The 15,501-nt window shown below is 58.4% G+C and carries 15 protein-coding genes, 4 tRNA genes and 1 pseudogene; 8 read left to right on the top strand and 12 right to left on the bottom strand.

What is annotated here, in order from left to right; translation table 11 throughout:
- Positions 1 to 157: 157 nt before the first annotated feature.
- From BN1130_RS05830 to lolB, 9 genes and pseudogenes are all read right to left on the bottom strand, one after another.
- A tRNA-Gln gene (locus BN1130_RS05830) sits at positions 158 to 232 on the bottom strand.
- 142 nt (positions 233 to 374) lie between these two features.
- A tRNA-Gln gene (locus BN1130_RS05825) sits at positions 375 to 449 on the bottom strand.
- A 13-nt stretch (positions 450 to 462) separates the two neighbouring features.
- Positions 463 to 539, bottom strand: a tRNA-Met gene (locus BN1130_RS05820).
- A 236-nt stretch (positions 540 to 775) separates the two neighbouring features.
- Positions 776 to 1,867 (bottom strand): redox-regulated ATPase YchF, encoded by a 1,092-nt coding sequence (ychF, locus tag BN1130_RS05815; RefSeq protein WP_042040836.1) that lies wholly within the window; start codon positions 1,865 to 1,867, stop codon positions 776 to 778.
- Positions 1,868 to 2,100: 233 nt separating this feature from the next.
- The gene (gene pth, locus BN1130_RS05810) at positions 2,101 to 2,697 is read right to left on the bottom strand and encodes an aminoacyl-tRNA hydrolase (protein WP_042040835.1); all 597 of its coding nucleotides are present in this window, start codon (positions 2,695 to 2,697) and stop codon (positions 2,101 to 2,103) included.
- A 224-nt stretch (positions 2,698 to 2,921) separates the two neighbouring features.
- Complete coding sequence (locus BN1130_RS05805) at positions 2,922 to 3,869, bottom strand: ribose-phosphate pyrophosphokinase (RefSeq protein ID WP_005907893.1); 948 nt, start codon at positions 3,867 to 3,869, stop codon at positions 2,922 to 2,924.
- Positions 3,870 to 4,086: 217 nt separating this feature from the next.
- Positions 4,087 to 4,161 (bottom strand) — tRNA-Gln (locus tag BN1130_RS05800).
- Positions 4,141 to 5,011: pseudogene (gene ispE / locus BN1130_RS05795) on the bottom strand (4-(cytidine 5'-diphospho)-2-C-methyl-D-erythritol kinase). Before ispE ends, BN1130_RS05800 begins: the two are co-directional and overlap by 21 nt.
- Positions 5,008 to 5,586 carry a lipoprotein insertase outer membrane protein LolB gene (gene lolB / locus BN1130_RS05790; protein ID WP_042040833.1) on the bottom strand — a complete coding sequence of 193 codons (579 nt, stop codon included), beginning with the start codon at positions 5,584 to 5,586 and terminating at the stop codon, positions 5,008 to 5,010. The pseudogene ispE and the gene lolB overlap by 4 nt, the downstream one beginning before the upstream one ends.
- Positions 5,587 to 5,714: 128 nt before the next feature.
- Here lolB and hemA point away from each other — a divergent pair, with 128 nt between their 5' ends.
- The 6 genes from hemA to kdsA all read left to right on the top strand — a co-directional run bounded on the left by hemA (position 5,715) and on the right by kdsA (position 11,367).
- Positions 5,715 to 6,971 carry a glutamyl-tRNA reductase gene (gene hemA / locus BN1130_RS05785; protein ID WP_042040832.1) on the top strand — a complete coding sequence of 419 codons (1,257 nt, stop codon included), beginning with the start codon at positions 5,715 to 5,717 and terminating at the stop codon, positions 6,969 to 6,971.
- A 51-nt stretch (positions 6,972 to 7,022) separates the two neighbouring features.
- Complete coding sequence (gene prfA / locus BN1130_RS05780) at positions 7,023 to 8,111, top strand: peptide chain release factor 1 (protein WP_042040831.1); 1,089 nt, start codon at positions 7,023 to 7,025, stop codon at positions 8,109 to 8,111.
- Between the two features lie 51 nt (positions 8,112 to 8,162).
- Positions 8,163 to 9,011, top strand: a complete 849-nt coding sequence (gene prmC, locus BN1130_RS05775) for a peptide chain release factor N(5)-glutamine methyltransferase (protein WP_042040830.1) — start codon at positions 8,163 to 8,165, stop codon at positions 9,009 to 9,011.
- Positions 9,012 to 9,048: 37 nt separating this feature from the next.
- Positions 9,049 to 9,432 carry a SirB2 family protein gene (locus tag BN1130_RS05770; RefSeq protein ID WP_042040829.1) on the top strand — a complete coding sequence of 128 codons (384 nt, stop codon included), beginning with the start codon at positions 9,049 to 9,051 and terminating at the stop codon, positions 9,430 to 9,432.
- Between the two features lie 88 nt (positions 9,433 to 9,520).
- Complete coding sequence (locus BN1130_RS05765) at positions 9,521 to 10,324, top strand: SirB1 family protein (protein WP_042040828.1); 804 nt, start codon at positions 9,521 to 9,523, stop codon at positions 10,322 to 10,324.
- Between the two features lie 188 nt (positions 10,325 to 10,512).
- On the top strand, positions 10,513 to 11,367 hold the full coding sequence (gene kdsA / locus BN1130_RS05760; RefSeq protein ID WP_042040827.1) for a 3-deoxy-8-phosphooctulonate synthase: 855 nt from the start codon (positions 10,513 to 10,515) through the stop codon (positions 11,365 to 11,367).
- Positions 11,368 to 11,438: 71 nt separating this feature from the next.
- Here the strand turns inward: kdsA and grcA are convergent, their stop codons facing one another.
- Complete coding sequence (grcA, locus tag BN1130_RS05755; RefSeq protein WP_042040826.1) at positions 11,439 to 11,819, bottom strand: autonomous glycyl radical cofactor GrcA; 381 nt, start codon at positions 11,817 to 11,819, stop codon at positions 11,439 to 11,441.
- 471 nt (positions 11,820 to 12,290) lie between these two features.
- On the opposite strand from grcA, the gene ung reads away from it, so the two are divergent.
- Positions 12,291 to 12,959: a uracil-DNA glycosylase gene (ung, locus tag BN1130_RS05750; protein WP_042040825.1), complete on the top strand. Its 669-nt coding sequence runs from the start codon at positions 12,291 to 12,293 to the stop codon at positions 12,957 to 12,959.
- An 81-nt stretch (positions 12,960 to 13,040) separates the two neighbouring features.
- Positions 13,041 to 13,586 (top strand): hemerythrin domain-containing protein, encoded by a 546-nt coding sequence (locus BN1130_RS05745; protein ID WP_042040824.1) that lies wholly within the window; start codon positions 13,041 to 13,043, stop codon positions 13,584 to 13,586.
- A gap of 127 nt (positions 13,587 to 13,713) precedes the next feature.
- Here the strand turns inward: BN1130_RS05745 and BN1130_RS05740 are convergent, their stop codons facing one another.
- Positions 13,714 to 13,896 (bottom strand): DUF3545 family protein, encoded by a 183-nt coding sequence (locus BN1130_RS05740; RefSeq protein ID WP_042040823.1) that lies wholly within the window; start codon positions 13,894 to 13,896, stop codon positions 13,714 to 13,716.
- A 166-nt stretch (positions 13,897 to 14,062) separates the two neighbouring features.
- Positions 14,063 to 15,016: a transaldolase gene (gene tal, locus BN1130_RS05735; protein ID WP_042041004.1), complete on the bottom strand. Its 954-nt coding sequence runs from the start codon at positions 15,014 to 15,016 to the stop codon at positions 14,063 to 14,065.
- Positions 15,017 to 15,501 lie beyond the last annotated feature (485 nt).

Here is a 15,501-nt window from a genome sequence, read left to right as displayed (position 1 = left end):
ATCAAAACCTCTCACGCTTATCACAGCACGTCATCGGCGAGGCCAATGACAGTAAAAATGGCTGAGATATTAGGCTCTGAACCTAGGCGCATTGACGAGATCAAAACCTCTCACGCTTATCACAGCACGTCATCGGCGATGCCAATAACAGTAAAAATGGCTGGGGTACTAGGATTCGAACCTAGGGATGGCGAGATCAAAACCCGCTGCCTTACCGCTTGGCGATACCCCAACTGCTATTCCCCATCAGCCAGCTAGCCGCTAAAGAACCTTTAACACTTGCCTTGATGCCAGTCACTCACCGGCTGCATTGACGTGTTCAGATTGTCACTGCTTTCATGGCTTGTCATCGACGATGTCAACGACTGAAATAATGGCTGGGGTACTAGGATTCGAACCTAGGAATGGCGAGATCAAAACCCGCTGCCTTACCGCTTGGCGATACCCCAACTGCAAGATAAATGGTGGCTATGACGGGATTCGAACCTGTGACCCTCGCATTATGAGTGCGATGCTCTAACCAACTGAGCTACATAGCCAACCTAGCGTCCAGTGAGTCGTTACCTCGTCACTGTGCGGCCCGAATTATGCGTATCTGGCTTTGGGGCGTCAACCCTTTTTTTGCCAGAAAATCCGAATTTGGGTGCGTTTGACCAGATATTGCGCTCTGTCGTGCAAAAGCCCAACAATCTGGTTTTTTTAAACTCATGGCAGGGATGGCAAGGGCCTGAACCATGAGCAAAAACAGGCCAGCAAATGCTGACCTGTCATGGGGTTAGACGTTGAACAGGAAGTTCATGATATCGCCATCTTTGACGATGTAGTCTTTCCCTTCTGCGCGCATCTTGCCCGCTTCCTTGGCGCCTTGCTCACCCTTGTAGGTGATAAAATCATCAAATGCGATGGTTTGTGCGCGAATAAAGCCTTTTTCGAAGTCGGTGTGGATCTTGCCTGCCGCTTGCGGGGCGGTGGCGCCGACCGGAATGGTCCAGGCTCGCACCTCTTTCACGCCGGCGGTGAAGTAGGTCTGCAGGTTGAGCAATTCATAACCTGAGCGGATCACCCGGTTCAGGCCCGGCTCTTCAATACCCAGATCGGCCATGAACTCGGCGCGATCTTCGTCATCCAGTTCGGCAATGTCGGACTCGATGGCGCAGCAGACTACGACCACAACCGCATTCTCGGCGGCGGCGATTTCACGCACCTTGTCGAGGAAGGGGTTGTTCTCGAAGCCATCTTCCGCCACGTTGGCGATGTACATGGTGGGCTTGAGAGTCAGGAAGTTGAGGTGGCTGACGGCGGCCAGCTCCTCTTTGTCCAGCTTCATGCCGCGGATCATCTGACCCTCTTCCAGCACGGTCCGAATTTTTTCAAGGGTCTCCACTTCCAGCTTGGCATCCTTGTCGCCGCCCTTGGCGCGCTTGGACTGGCGGTGGATGGCGCGCTCGCAGGCGTCCAGATCCGACAGGGCCAGCTCGGTGTTGATCACCTCGATGTCATCGGCCGGGGAGACCTTGCCGGCGACGTGGATGATGTTTTCATCCTCGAAGCAACGCACCACGTGACCGATGGCTTCGGTTTCGCGGATGTTGGCCAGGAACTGGTTGCCCAGACCTTCACCCTTGGAGGCGCCCGCGACCAGACCGGCGATGTCCACGAACTCCATGGTGGTCGGTACCACGCGCTGGGGGTTGATGATGGCCGCCAGGGCATCGAGACGGGGATCCGGCATGGGGACCACACCCGTGTTGGGCTCAATGGTGCAGAACGGGAAGTTGGCGGCTTCGATGCCGGCCTTGGTCAGCGCATTGAACAGGGTGGATTTACCTACATTGGGCAGGCCCACGATACCGCATTTAAAACCCATGGATAGTTACCTTACGTGATGGATGCTGTTGAGGGCCGCTTAACCTGTTCACGCTCTTACTGCGAGGCCGTGATCAAGGCTCATGTGCTGCTCGGAATCCTCACGTATGCCTATACGCTCCGGTTCCTGCGCTGCGCTTCACCTTGCTGACGACCTCTCGTCACAGTGCGTGGACAGGTTCTCGGGCGACCCTGTCATATTGTGCGAGCCTGACGCGTGTCAGGCATCTGTATTCAGACTTTTTCGGCCTTGAAGCTGTGCAGGCGGTTCATGGCCTTGGTCATATCCTGTTTGAACAGGATGTCGGTGGCACGCAGGGCTTCGTCCAGTGCGGCATCGATCAGACTCTGTTCACTGCTGGGTGCCTTGGTGAGCACGAAGCCGGCGACCAGCTCTTTGGCGCCGGGGTGGCCGATGCCGAGCCGTAACCGGAAGAATTCCTTGTTATTGCCCATCTTGGCGATGATGTCTTTGAGGCCATTGTGACCCCCATGACCGCCGCCCTGTTTGAACTTGGCGATGCCGGGGGGCAAATCCAGCTCGTCATGGGCGACCAGCATCTCTTCGGGCGCTATCTGGTAGAAACGGGCCAGGGCAGCCACCGCCTTGCCGGAGAGATTCATATAGGTGTTGGGGATGAGCAGACGCACATCCTCTCCCTCGACCAGGATACGGGCAGTGTGACCGTGGAACTTGGGCTCTTCACGCAGGCTGGCGTTGTGCCAGCGGGCCAGTTGTTCCACATACCAGGCGCCCGCATTGTGGCGGGTCTTGGCATATTCGGCACCCGGATTACCCAGACCGACGATCAATTTGATTTGGCTTGTCACGCTCAGTCTCTTCACTCGCTGCAGCCCGAAACGGTGTGCCCGGGGCAATAGGACGCAATATTCTAGCCGCCGCGTGGCGATCACTCAACCAATGCCGTCCCGGCTTGCCATTTGTTCTGCTGTCAGGGCCGTGGCTGCGGGCCCTTTGCCGCGTGCAGAAAAGAGAAAAACCGCCCTGGGGCGGTTTTTCTTATCTGGCCTGCCAGTAAGCTGGCGGGCCGGCATCAATGCTCGAACATGGCAGAGATGGACTCTTCGTTGCTGATGCGGCGAATGGCCTCGGCCAGCACGGTAGAGAGGGTCAGCTGCTTGACCTTGCCGATGGCCTTCATCTCTGCGGTGAGCGGGATGGAGTCGGTGATGATCAGCTCGTCGATGACGGAGTTTTTGATGTTTTCGACGGCGGAGCCGGAGAACACAGGGTGAGTTGCGTAAGCAAATACCCGCTTGGCGCCACGCTCTTTCAGCGCTTCGGCCGCCTTGCACAGGGTGCCACCGGTATCGATCATGTCATCGACGATGATGCAGTCGCGGTCGGCGACGTCACCGATCAGGTGCATGACCTGGGAGACGTTCGGACGGGGACGACGCTTGTCGATGATGGCGATGTCGGTGTCGTCCAGCAGCTTGGCGATGGCGCGGGCACGGACTACGCCGCCGATGTCCGGGGAGACAACCACAGGGGACTCGAGGTTCTTGGACTTCATGTCTTCGAGCAGCACCGGGCTGCCGAACACGTTGTCAACCGGGACATCGAAGAAGCCCTGGATCTGCTCGGCATGCAGGTCAACGGTCAGCACGCGATCCACACCCACGCTGGACAGGAAGTCGGCGACGACCTTGGCGGTGATGGGTACACGGGCGGAGCGGACGCGGCGGTCCTGACGGGCATAACCAAAGTAGGGGATGACAGCCGTGATACGGCCAGCTGAAGCACGACGCAGTGCATCCACCATGACGATCAATTCCATCAAATTGTCGTTGGTCGGGGCACAGGTGGATTGAATGATGAAGATATCGCCACCACGTACATTCTCATTGATCTGTACGCTGATCTCGCCGTCGCTAAAGCGACCTACGGCAGCATTGCCGAGTTTGATAAACAGGCGATCTGCGATCTTCTGGGCTAGTTCCGGCGTTGCGTTACCAGCAAACAGCTTCATGTCAGGCACGGTTTGAAACCTCGGGGTTGCATCCAGTATGTGGGTGAGTCCGTAATCGAACCCATATCGTTCGCTAGCAAACGATTTAGCAAGCTGACGGGGCAGGGCAATGGGCCCGGGTCGGCAGACCAACCGAATGAACTATGCAGAGACCTTATAACAGAGGAGAGGGGGTCGAAGCCATGACGCTAGTCTGTCTTCGGTAATCCTTCCCATGGGTCAATGATGGCTGGGGTACTAGGATTCGAACCTAGGAATGGCGAGATCAAAACCCGCTGCCTTACCGCTTGGCGATACCCCAATCATTGAGTCTGTTGCAATGTCACGAAGAGTGGTGATATGTTCTCGCCCTTGGCGACAAATCCCCCCCACTCTCTCGGTACCTTGGCCAACACCTTTCGAGCACTCACTTCGTCTTCAAACTGAGCAAAGACGCAGGCTCCTGTGCCCGTCATTCTTGACGGCGCGTATTCTAGCAACCAGCCGAGCGCATTGGCAACCTCGGGGTGGCGCTTTTTCACCAGCGGCTCGCAATCGTTTTTCCAAACCCCGTCCAGCAGGCTGTTCAATGCCAATTTGGGGGTATTGCGTGGCAAGTCCGGATCCTGAAAAACCTCGGCGGTGCTGACGTGGCACTCGGGTTTGAGTACCAGATACCAGGCTTCGGGCAGGGTGACGGGTTGCAACCGCTCGCCCACCCCTTCGGCAAAGGCGGCGCGCCCGCGCACAAACACCGGCACATCGGCCCCCAGGCTCACCCCCAGCTCGGCCAACTCATCCAGACTCAATCCCCCTTGCCAGAGATGATTGAGGGCCACCAGGGTGGTGGCGGCATCCGATGAACCGCCGCCGATACCGCCCCCCATGGGCAGTACCTTCTCCAGCCTGATATGGGCCCCCATGGGACGGCTCAACCTGGTTTGCAGCAGCCGGGCGGCACGGATGATGAGATTCTGCTCATCGGGTACGCCGGGAATGGCCGGGCTCAGGGTGAGCTGGTCGCTGTCCGGCAGCGGCTCGAATTCGAGCCAGTCGCCGTGATTGAGGAAGATGAACAGGGTCTGCAGCTCGTGATAGCCGTCCGGGCGACGGCCATTGATGTGCAGGAACAGATTGAGTTTGGCCGGGGCAGGCCAGCGAGTCTGGCTCATGGTTGCAGGATCCACTCGTTGATCTGCAACTTGAGGCGGCTCTGGGGGCCGGTCATGTTGAGCAAGTGGGGCAGGCGATAGCCATTCTGATCCCGGTAGTCCTGATAGTTGATCTGCCACTGGCCATCACGGACGCTCGCCAGGCTGTTGTCCGGGTTGAGGTTGTAGTCGGCTTTGCCGGGCAGCCCCTTGATCCACTCGGGCAGGCCGTCGATGGGCAGGTGCCAGCCGGTGAGCTGGTAGATGAGCGCCTCGGCATCCTGACTCTGGTGCAGCTTGCCCTCGTTGTCGGTCAGGCTGACCTGGCCTTGCACCCGGCTCAGCTCCAGGATGCTGGTGCCGATCAGGCTGGTGAGATTCAAGCGATAATCATCACCGGTTTGTTGCCAGTTGAGGCGAGCGCTGCCCTTCTGCTGGGCGGTGATGATGGCCATCTTGCCCGACAGTTGCCAGTGATCGAGCCGCTCTAATCGGGTCCGTTCTTGCTGCCAATCGACTTGCTGGCGCTGGGGTTGGGTGACAGTACAACCGGCGAGCAGTAGCAGGCCGAGCAGGGGGAAAAGTCGCAAGAACAAGGTCGTGCTCCGGATAAGAGGTTTGCCACAGTATAAGGGGCGGCCGTATTGCTTTTAAAGCCTTACCCTTTCTCGTACAATTGACGGCCTTATACACCCTGTGCCCAAGAAACGATCAGCGCCCACTCATGAGTCTGCTTGCCCTCGGAATCAACCACAACACCGCCAGTGTCGCCTTGCGGGAACGGGTCGCCTTTGGCCCGGATTGCATCGACCATGCCCTGCGGGAGTTGGTGGCGCAACCCGGGGTGAGCGAGGCGGTGATCGTCTCTACCTGCAATCGCACTGAGCTCTACTGCGCCCTGGAGCAGGGCCATGGCGCCCAGGTCGCCCAGTGGCTGCAGCAGTATCACGGTCTGGATAACGCCGAGGTGGAGAAGGCCATCTACCAGCACCATGACGAGGAGGCGGTACGCCACCTGATGCGGGTCGCCTGCGGGCTCGACTCCCTGGTATTGGGAGAGCCGCAGATCCTGGGGCAGATCAAGCAATCCTACGCCCATGCCCAGCAGGCCGAGGTGCTCAAGGGCTCCCTGGAGCGCCTGTTCCAGAAGGCGTTCTCCGTGGCCAAACGGGTGCGTACCGACACCGAAATAGGCGCAAGCGCCGTGTCGGTCGCCTTCGCGGCCGTGAGTCTGGCGCGGCGTATCTTCTCGGATCTCTCCCAGACCAAGGTGCTGCTGGTCGGGGCCGGCGAAACCATCGAACTGGTCGCCCGCCATCTGCGCGAGCAGAACGTGCGTCAGATGATGGTGGCCAACCGCACCCTGCAGCGTGCTCATACCCTGGCCGAGGAGTTCGGCGCTCAGGTGATGACCCTCGAAGAGATCCCGGATTATCTGCATGAAGCGGACATCGTCATCAGCTCCACCGCCAGCCCCTTGCCCATCATCGGCAAGGGCATGGTGGAGCGGGCACTCAAGGCGCGTCGCTTCAAGCCGATGTTTCTGGTCGATATCGCCGTGCCCCGCGACATCGAGGCGCAGGTGGACGATCTTTCCGATGCCTACCTCTACACGGTCGATGACCTGCAGGGCATCATCGAGCAGAACCTGGAGACCCGCAAGCGGGCGGCCACCCAGGCCGAGGTCATCGTCCTGGAAGAGCGCGACGAGTTCATGGACTGGTATCGCTCCTTGCATGCGGTCGATCTCATCCGCGACTACCGCGCCCAGGCCCAGCAGTATGCGGAAGAGGAGCTGGCCCGTGCCCTGCAAGCCCTTGCGCAAGGGGAATCTCCCGAGGCGGCGGCGCGCGCCTTGACCCACAGACTCACCAACAAGCTGATCCATGCTCCGACCCAGGCCCTTCGTCAGGCGGGGGCGAGCGGGGATCGCGAACAGCTGATCCAGCTGCGTCAGGTCCTTGGCCTGTCAGCGGACTAACTTTGCCCGGGCAGGCCATGCCGCCCCGTCACCATTGAGATATCGGGAACTATGAATCCGTCACTGATCAGAAAGCTGGAAGGCCTCATCGAGCGCCACGAAGAAGTACAGGCCTTGCTCGGCGAGCCGGGGGTGGCCTCGGATCAGGACAGATACCGCGCCCTGACCCGGGAGTATTCCCAGCTGGAAGACATAGTGCACGCCTTCCAGCGTTTTCGCGGCGCCGAAGACGAGCTGGAAACCACCAAGCTGATGCTGGAGGACAGTGACACCGACTTGCGCGAGATGGCGCAGGAGGAGCTGCCCCTGGTCAAGGCCACGCTGGAAGATCAAGAGCAGGCGCTGCAGGTGATGCTGTTGCCAAGGGATCCCCGGGATGACAACAACTGCTACCTGGAGATCCGCGCCGGAGCGGGCGGGGATGAAGCGGCCATCTTTGCCGGGGATCTGTTTCGCATGTACTCGCGCTTTGCTGAACGTCAGGGCTGGCGCCTCTCCATCGTCAGCTGCAACGACGGCGAACATGGGGGCTACAAGGAGGTGATCGCCAAGATTGATGGCGAGCACGTCTATGGTCGCCTCAAGTTTGAATCCGGCGGCCACCGGGTGCAGCGGGTGCCAGAGACCGAATCCCAGGGCCGGGTGCACACCTCCGCCTGTACCGTGGCGGTGCTGCCGGAAGTACCGGAAGCCGAGCAAGTCGAGATCAATGCGAACGACCTGAAGATAGATACCTTCCGCGCCTCCGGGGCCGGTGGTCAGCACGTCAACAAGACGGACTCCGCCATCCGCATCACTCACCTGCCCACCGGGCTGGTGGTGGAGTGCCAGGATGAGCGTTCCCAGCACAAGAACCGCGCCAAGGCGATGTCGGTGCTCTCCGCCCGCCTGCAGGCGGCCGAGGATGAACGCCACCGCGCCGCCGAGCAGAGCACCCGCCGCAATCTGGTGGGCTCTGGCGATCGCTCCGAGCGTATTCGTACCTATAACTACCCCCAGGGGCGCCTCTCCGAGCACCGCATCAACCTCACCCTCTACCGGCTGGGCGACATCCTGGAGGGGGATCTGGACTGCGTCATCACGCCGCTGGTACAGGAGTATCAAGCCGATCAGCTCGCCTCCCTGGCGGACAATGGTTAATCGCCAGCAGAGGAGTGTGTATAGGATGGCAACCCAGAGAGAGCCGCACTGATGCAGATCCAGCAAGCCCGGGCCCATATCATGGCGACCCTGGCCTCCGGGGAATCCCCCCGCGCCGACGCCGATGCGCTGCTCTGCCATCTGCTGAGCTGCCGGCGCAGTTACCTGATGACCTGGCCGGAGCGCACTCTCGATGCCGCGCAGCAAGGGACGCTGCAAGCGTGGCTGGTGCGTCGCCTGGCCGGTGAACCCATCGCCCACCTTATCGGCGAGCGGGAGTTCTGGTCGCTGCCCCTCAAAGTGAGCCCGGCGACCCTGATCCCGCGCCCGGATACCGAGCTGCTGGTCGAACAGGCACTCTCCCGCTTGCCCGCAGGCCCCTGCCGTGTGCTCGATCTGGGTACCGGCACCGGTGCCATTGCCCTGGCGCTCAAGTCGGAGCGCCCCGATGCCGATATCTGGGCCCTGGATCTCATGCCAGGTGCCGTGGCCCTGGCCCGGGAGAACAGTCAGACCCTGTCATTGCCGCTGACGCTGCTGGCGGGCAGCTGGTTTGCCCCTCTGGCCGAGCTGGCCACGCCGCCGCGTTTTGACCTGATTGTCTCCAATCCGCCTTACATAGACCCGGATGATGAGCATCTGGCGCAGGGCGATGTGCGCTTCGAACCGCTTTCTGCCCTGGTGGCCGACGAGCAGGGATTGGCTGACTTGCGCCAGATAGTGGCGCAATCCCCGGACTATCTGCAGGCGGGCGGCTGGTTGCTGCTCGAACATGGCTGGCAACAAGGGGAGGCGGTGCGCAACTTGCTGTCGCAGCAGGGTTATCAGGGGGTGGCGACCATACGTGACTATGGCGATAACGAACGGGTGACCCTGGGTTGCTGGCACCCTCATGATTGATGGCGGGCCAGGCCCGCATCTTGTTCAAGGATAAGTGATGTATTTTGCTCTCAAACATCTTCATCTGCTGCTGATCGCGGCTGCCGTGCTGATGTTCATACTGCGTTTCTACTGGCAACAGACGGGTTCTGACCGAGGGAGAGATCCCCGCACCCTGCAACTGAGTGGCTGGTGCAATGGCCTGGTGGTACTCACCGGTGTGGCCCTGTGCATGGTGCTGGATCTCAATCCGTTCAATAATGTCGTGCCCTGGCTGAGCGAGAAGCTGGTATCCATTCTGGTGGTTGCCTTCCTGGGTCTGATGGCATTGCGTCTGGCCCGAGGCAATATGATCCGCTGGTTTGCCTTCCTGGGCACCCTGGGTTGGGTCTATTTCGTGGCCAAGCTGGCCATACTCAAGCACTCAACGCTGTTCGGTTAAGGCCCATGATGCCCGCAATTGATAAATGGACTGAGGTTGCCTGCATGCGGCTAGCCGCCTGCGATCTCGTGCCTGGGGGAATAAGCTGATGTTTCGCATCGATGAGTGGACGGATTTTGAGGCCCAGGATCTCGTCTTGCTGGCCCTGAGCGTCAGCGAGGAGATCAATCAGCATGATGGGGAAGGATCCCTGCGGGAACTGGAGCTGCTCGATGAGTGGCTCAATGAGACCCTTCAGGAAGGCACGGCCGATGAGGTGCGCACTCAGCTGATCCATGGCTTCTACCAGAGTCTGGGTTTTCACGGCGACTGGCAGGACTTTTTCTCCTCAGGTAACAGCGACATTGCCACTGTGCTGACGCGGCGCCAGGGGATCCCGGTCAGCCTCGGCATACTGCTTATCCAGCTTGGGCGACGGGTCGGTCTGGATGTGGAGGGGATCTGCTTCCCCGGTTACTTTCTGGTGAGTTTTGCAGGGGACGAGGGGGAGGTCTATGTCGATCCCTTCAACGGCGAGGTGCTGAGCCACCACCGTATCGAGCTGCTGCTGCGCGGCTCCCTCGGGGATCTGGCAGCCCTGAAACCGGATCATCTGCAACCTTCGGGGCAGTGGGAGATCATCGAGCGCCTGATCAACGTCAGCAAGAGTGCTTTGCTGCGTGAGAATCGCATGGCGGAGGCGCTGCGCGCCAGCGAGTTGCTGCTGCGCATGAAACCCGGCGATCCGCTGGAGACGCGGGACAGAGGCTTCATCTACGAGCAGCTCGACTGCCCCCGCTTCGCCGCCGACGACTTTGAATATTTTATTGAACAGTGCCCGGACGATCCGGTGGCCGATGTGCTCAAGATGCAGCTGGCCGCCCTGGATCTCAGCCCCAAGCCCCTCCATTGAGGGCGTCTGGGGAAGCCCCTTCACTTAAGGATGCCTGGGAATTGAAACAGAAGAATATCAAGATCGATGTGCTCAAGGCGCAGCGGACTGATTTGGATTCAAGCCCCTTCACTTAAGGGGGCCTGGGAATTGAAACAGAAGAATATCAAGGCCGACGTGCCCAAGCCCCTTCACTTAAGGATGCTGAGATGGAACAGAAGAATATCAAGATCAACGCGATCGACGTAGCCAATGACAAACCCTTCGTGCTGTTTGGTGGCATGAACGTGCTGGAATCCCGCGACATGGCGATGGCGGTGTGCGAGAAGTACGTGGAAGTGACCAGCAAGCTGGGCATCCCATTCGTGTTCAAGGCGAGCTGGGACAAGGCGAACCGCTCCTCCATCCACTCCTACCGCGGCCCGGGCCTGGAAGAGGGGATGAAGATCTTCCAGGAGCTCAAGGCGACCTTCGGCATGCCGGTCATCTCCGATCTGCATGAGGTGCATCAGGCCAAGCCGGTGGCGGAAGTGGTGGATGTCATCCAGCTGCCCGCCTTCCTGGCGCGCCAGACCGATCTGGTGGAGGCCATGGCTCGCACCGGCAACGTCATCAACATCAAGAAGCCGCAGTTCCTGAGCCCGAGCCAGATGAAGAACATCACCGACAAGTTCGAGGAGTGCGGCAACGATCAACTTATTCTCTGTGAGCGCGGTGCCAACTTCGGCTATGACAACCTGGTGGTGGACATGCTGGGTCTGGGAGTGATGAAGAAGAGCACCGGTGGCTACCCGGTTATCTTCGACGTGACCCACTCCCTGCAGTGCCGCGATCCCCTGGGCGCCGCCTCCGGTGGCCGTCGGGATCAGGTCACCGAGCTGGCCCGTGCCGGCATGGCGGTCGGTCTGGCCGGCCTGTTTATCGAATCCCACCCGGATCCGAAATCGGCCCGTTGCGACGGCCCAAGCGCCTTGCCGCTGGAGAAGCTGGAAGGCTTCCTCAAGCAGATGAAGGCGATCGATGACCTCATCAAGGGCTTTGAGCCCCTCGATACCTCCGCTTGAGCCTGCGCGCAACAGCCATAAAAAAACCTCCCGTCGGGAGGTTTTTTTTCATCCGTAACCTTAAGCGTGGCTTACAGGCTCTTGGTAAAGGTACGGGTGATCACGTCACGCTGCTGTTCCGGGGTCAGGGCGTTGAATCGCACTGCGTAACCGGAGACACGGATGGTGAGCTGCGGGTACTTCTCGGGGTTGGCGACGGCGTCTTCCAGGGTCTCGCGGCTCAGCACGTTGACATTGAGGTGCTGGCCACCTTCGACGACGGGGTCGCTCTGCAGCGGCAGTTCACGATATTCGAACTGGCCAAGATCGGACAGTTTGACGTCCTGATCGGCGGCGAAGGCATCGTCTTTAGCGCAAATGCAGCGAGCCTGTTGCTGTGCTTCATCCAGCAGCCAGAAAGAATTCAGCAGCGCCGGGTTGGCGGCCTGGGTGATTTGAATGCCCTTGATCATGGCATGACTCCTCATTAAAAGCGGATCCACTGTAAGGAAATTACCCAAATGCGCTGAAAATAACTGAAACAGCCTTAACGGGCGCTTGCCTTACACCTTTACTCTGATGGGGTCATATATAGCATGTTAGTAATAAAACCAATTTTGATCTAAATCAAAAAATATCCAGAAAGCTGGGCTTTTAGATATTTAATTCATTGAGTTTAATCAATATTAAGTCATTTGTTCCGAATCGTAAGATGGTCTAATTATGCATCTTTTCAACTCTTAATCTAGTAATTTAACTACATCTTATGCGCTTGTTAACCACACATATAAGCTCAGGGCGGTGAGGATATATGCGGGTGGCTCAATCTCTTATCCCGTATCTCACTCTCTTTGTCCGGTGGCGCCTGAGTCGGCCCTGGTTGCGTCCGGCGGTTCCTCCCCCTATTCTGGGCACCTTGCAGAAACTGAGAACGAGGTATCCCGGTGTTGACCTGGACGGATGTGATTGGCTCCCAGAAGGAGCAGGACTATTTCAAGCAGACCCTGGCTGCGGTCAGGGCTGAGCGGGAAGCGGGCAAGCTCATCTACCCTCCGACCAGCGAGGTGTTCAACGCCTTCAAGCTGACCGAGCTGGCGGATGTCAAAGTGGTGATCCTGGGACAAGACCCTTACCACGGCCCGGGCCAGGCCCATGGTCTCTGTTTTTCCGTATTGCCCGGAGTCCGTACCCCGCCCTCGCTGGTCAACATCTACAAGGAGATGGCACGGGATCTGCCCGGCTTCACCATCCCCAACCATGGCTTCCTCGAGTCCTGGGCGAAACAAGGGGTACTGCTGCTCAATACGGTACTGACGGTGGAGGCGGGTCAGGCCCACTCCCACGCGGCTCTGGGTTGGGAAACCTTCACCGACAGGGTGATAGAGCAGCTCAATGCCAGCCGGGAAGGGGTGGTGTTTCTGTTATGGGGTGCCCATGCCCAGAAGAAGGGGCGTTTCATCGACAAGGAGCGTCACCATGTGCTCACAGCGCCCCATCCCAGCCCGCTTTCAGCCCATCGTGGTTTCATCGGCTGCGGTCATTTCACCGAGACGAATCGCCTGCTGGTTGAGCAGGGTCAGCACCCGGTCGACTGGTGTTCTGTCTGCGTCTGACTTGATGGAGGGCAAAGTTGAGGGGATAAATGGCCGTATACTCAAGGATGGACATGTTCATTTTTAAGCCAAGGAGAGCTTATGTTAGCCAAGCTGCACCAGGATCACCTCAACATAGCCAGGCTGTTGGAGCTGCTCAAAAGCAAGCTCAATGCTATCCATGAGGAGCGGCCGGTCGATTATGCGTTGGTGCGTGACGTGATCGACTACTTGCGGGAAGTGGCCGACAAATACCACCATCCCAAGGAAGATCTCATCTATGACTACTACCTCAAGTACCGTCTGGTCGAGGGAAATGTCAGCCAGCGGCTGCAACTGGAGCATGCCTCTCTGGTCGAGACTGGCTCCCACTTGAAGGAGATGGTGGAGATGATCCTGATGGACGCCGTCATCCCCCTGGATCAATTTACCGCCAAGCTAGCCCAGTTCGTGGCCTTGCAAGAGGGACACATGAACTATGAGGAAGGGGTGATATTCCCGCATCTGCGCGATGTGCTGACCGAAGATGACTGGCGTCAACTGGAGCAACAGTGGCAGAACCGTGCCATAGGCGATCCCCTGTTCGGACCCGAGGTGAGCCAGCACTTTCAGGAGTTGGCCCGTCGCCTCTCTCTGCCAGTCATCTAGATGGTTATTTCACTGAAAGGGGGCTGTGATAGCGGGCCTGTTGTTGAGAGAGAATGGCGGTGGCAGCAGCCTCGTTGAAATAAGAAGACCCCGCGCAGGCGGGGTCTTTTCATGAGAGTCGATGCGGTTACAGCACTATCTCCTCGGAGAGACCATCGTAGGTGATATCGATCGACTGCAGCTCCTTCTGCAAGCGATGTTTATCCTTCAATGCCTCAATTTCTCTCCACTTGCGTTTTTTTCCCGTTGTCCCGCGACCGCGTGAACCCAGCTCAACAACATCATCAACGTCATAGCTGAACATATCCATGGATCCCTCCTTGGTTGTTATTCTTTTCACCAACCGTATAACACAACGCTATGGAAATTAAAACGTTTTCGTGACATTCATATGACAGGGTTCAATTGGCTAAATTAATCGACGAAAAAAAACCGGGCTCCCAACAGGGAGCCCGGTTTTTTCATCCGATGCAGACTCACGCCAAGCGGCTGGCCAGCATGGTTTCCAGTTTGCCCTGATCGACGGCGAACAGGCGGATGCCTTCGGCCAGTTTCTCGACGGCCATGGCATCCTGGTTCAGTTCCCAGCGGAATTGGGCTTCACTCAGGGGGGCGGGTTTGGCCTGGCGTTCACCGGTGTAGCTCAGTTTGCGTACCACGGCGCCTTCGCTCTTGCTCAGCTCTTCCAGCAGGGCAGGGCCTATGGTCAGGCGGTCGCAGCCGGCCAGTTCCAGGATCTCGCCGGTATTGCGGAAGCTGGCACCCATGACCACGGTCGAGTAGCCGTGCTGCTTGTAGTAGTCGTAGATGGCGGTAACGGAGACCACGCCCGGATCTTCGCTCGGAGTGTAGTCACGGTTGTGCTTGGCCTTGTACCAGTCGAGGATACGGCCCACGAAGGGGGAGATCAGGAAGGCACCGGCTTCGGCACAGGCACGGGCCTGGGCGAAGGAGAACAGCAGGGTCAGGTTGCACTGGATGCCCTCTTTCTCCAGCACCTCGGCGGCACGGATCCCTTCCCAGGTGGAGGCGAGCTTGATCAGGATACGATCGTTGCTAATGCCCGCTTCGTTATAGAGACGGATCAGCTTGCGGGCCTTGGCGATGCTGGCCTCGGTATCGAAAGAGAGACGCGCATCCACCTCGGTGGAGATGCGACCCGGCACTATCTTCAGCACTTCCAGGCCGATATTGACCGCCAGCTTGTCACCGGCGTCGATAAGCTGCTGAGCCTTGTCCTGGCTCTGGGCCTTGGCCCAGTTGATGGCGTCGTCGATCAGCGGTGCATACTCGGGGATCTCGGCGGCCTTGAGCACCAATGATGGGTTGGTGGTGGCGTCGGTCGGCTGGTAGCGCTTGATGGCTTCGATATCACCGGTGTCGGCGACGACTGTGGTCAGGGCTTTGAGCTGAGTTAATTTATCGGCCATGGCAAATATCATCTCTTGATGGGGAGTCATCCCAGGGTGATGGCGTGGGCGGTACGTTTTGAAACAAAATTACAAAAACGCGGCGGCAGACGCTCAGAACTGCTGGATGAGGCGACCCCATCCACACTGTTTGCCTACTTAATACAGTTGAAGGGCCTACCGCAAGAGGGGGGATTGCACAGGGATCGAACAGCAGCATGGTCTTTAGGGTAAACCATGGTTAAAGCGTATGATTTATATGATTTTTTTAATATCTTCATCGCACTATCGAGTGGCTTGTCAGCGTCACTTTTTTTATGTTTTTATCGGATATGTGGAGTTGGTCACAAAAAACTTGATGGCCACTACTTGAAATTTTATTACGTGTAAAACGTTTTTCAGAAAACCTCCTGTTTTGGCCCTTGTTCTGGGAAACGTTTGAGCAAACGATGGCGCGTGGATCGGGGAGGGCCGGGCACTGGCATCTTGTACATCTGCGCGGGCTA

The sequence above is a fragment of the Aeromonas rivuli genome (assembly GCF_000820045.1).
GTDB lineage: Bacteria > Pseudomonadota > Gammaproteobacteria > Enterobacterales > Aeromonadaceae > Aeromonas > Aeromonas rivuli.
Note: the sequence above shows the minus strand (reverse complement) of the source record. Positions and strands in the feature narration are given on the sequence as shown.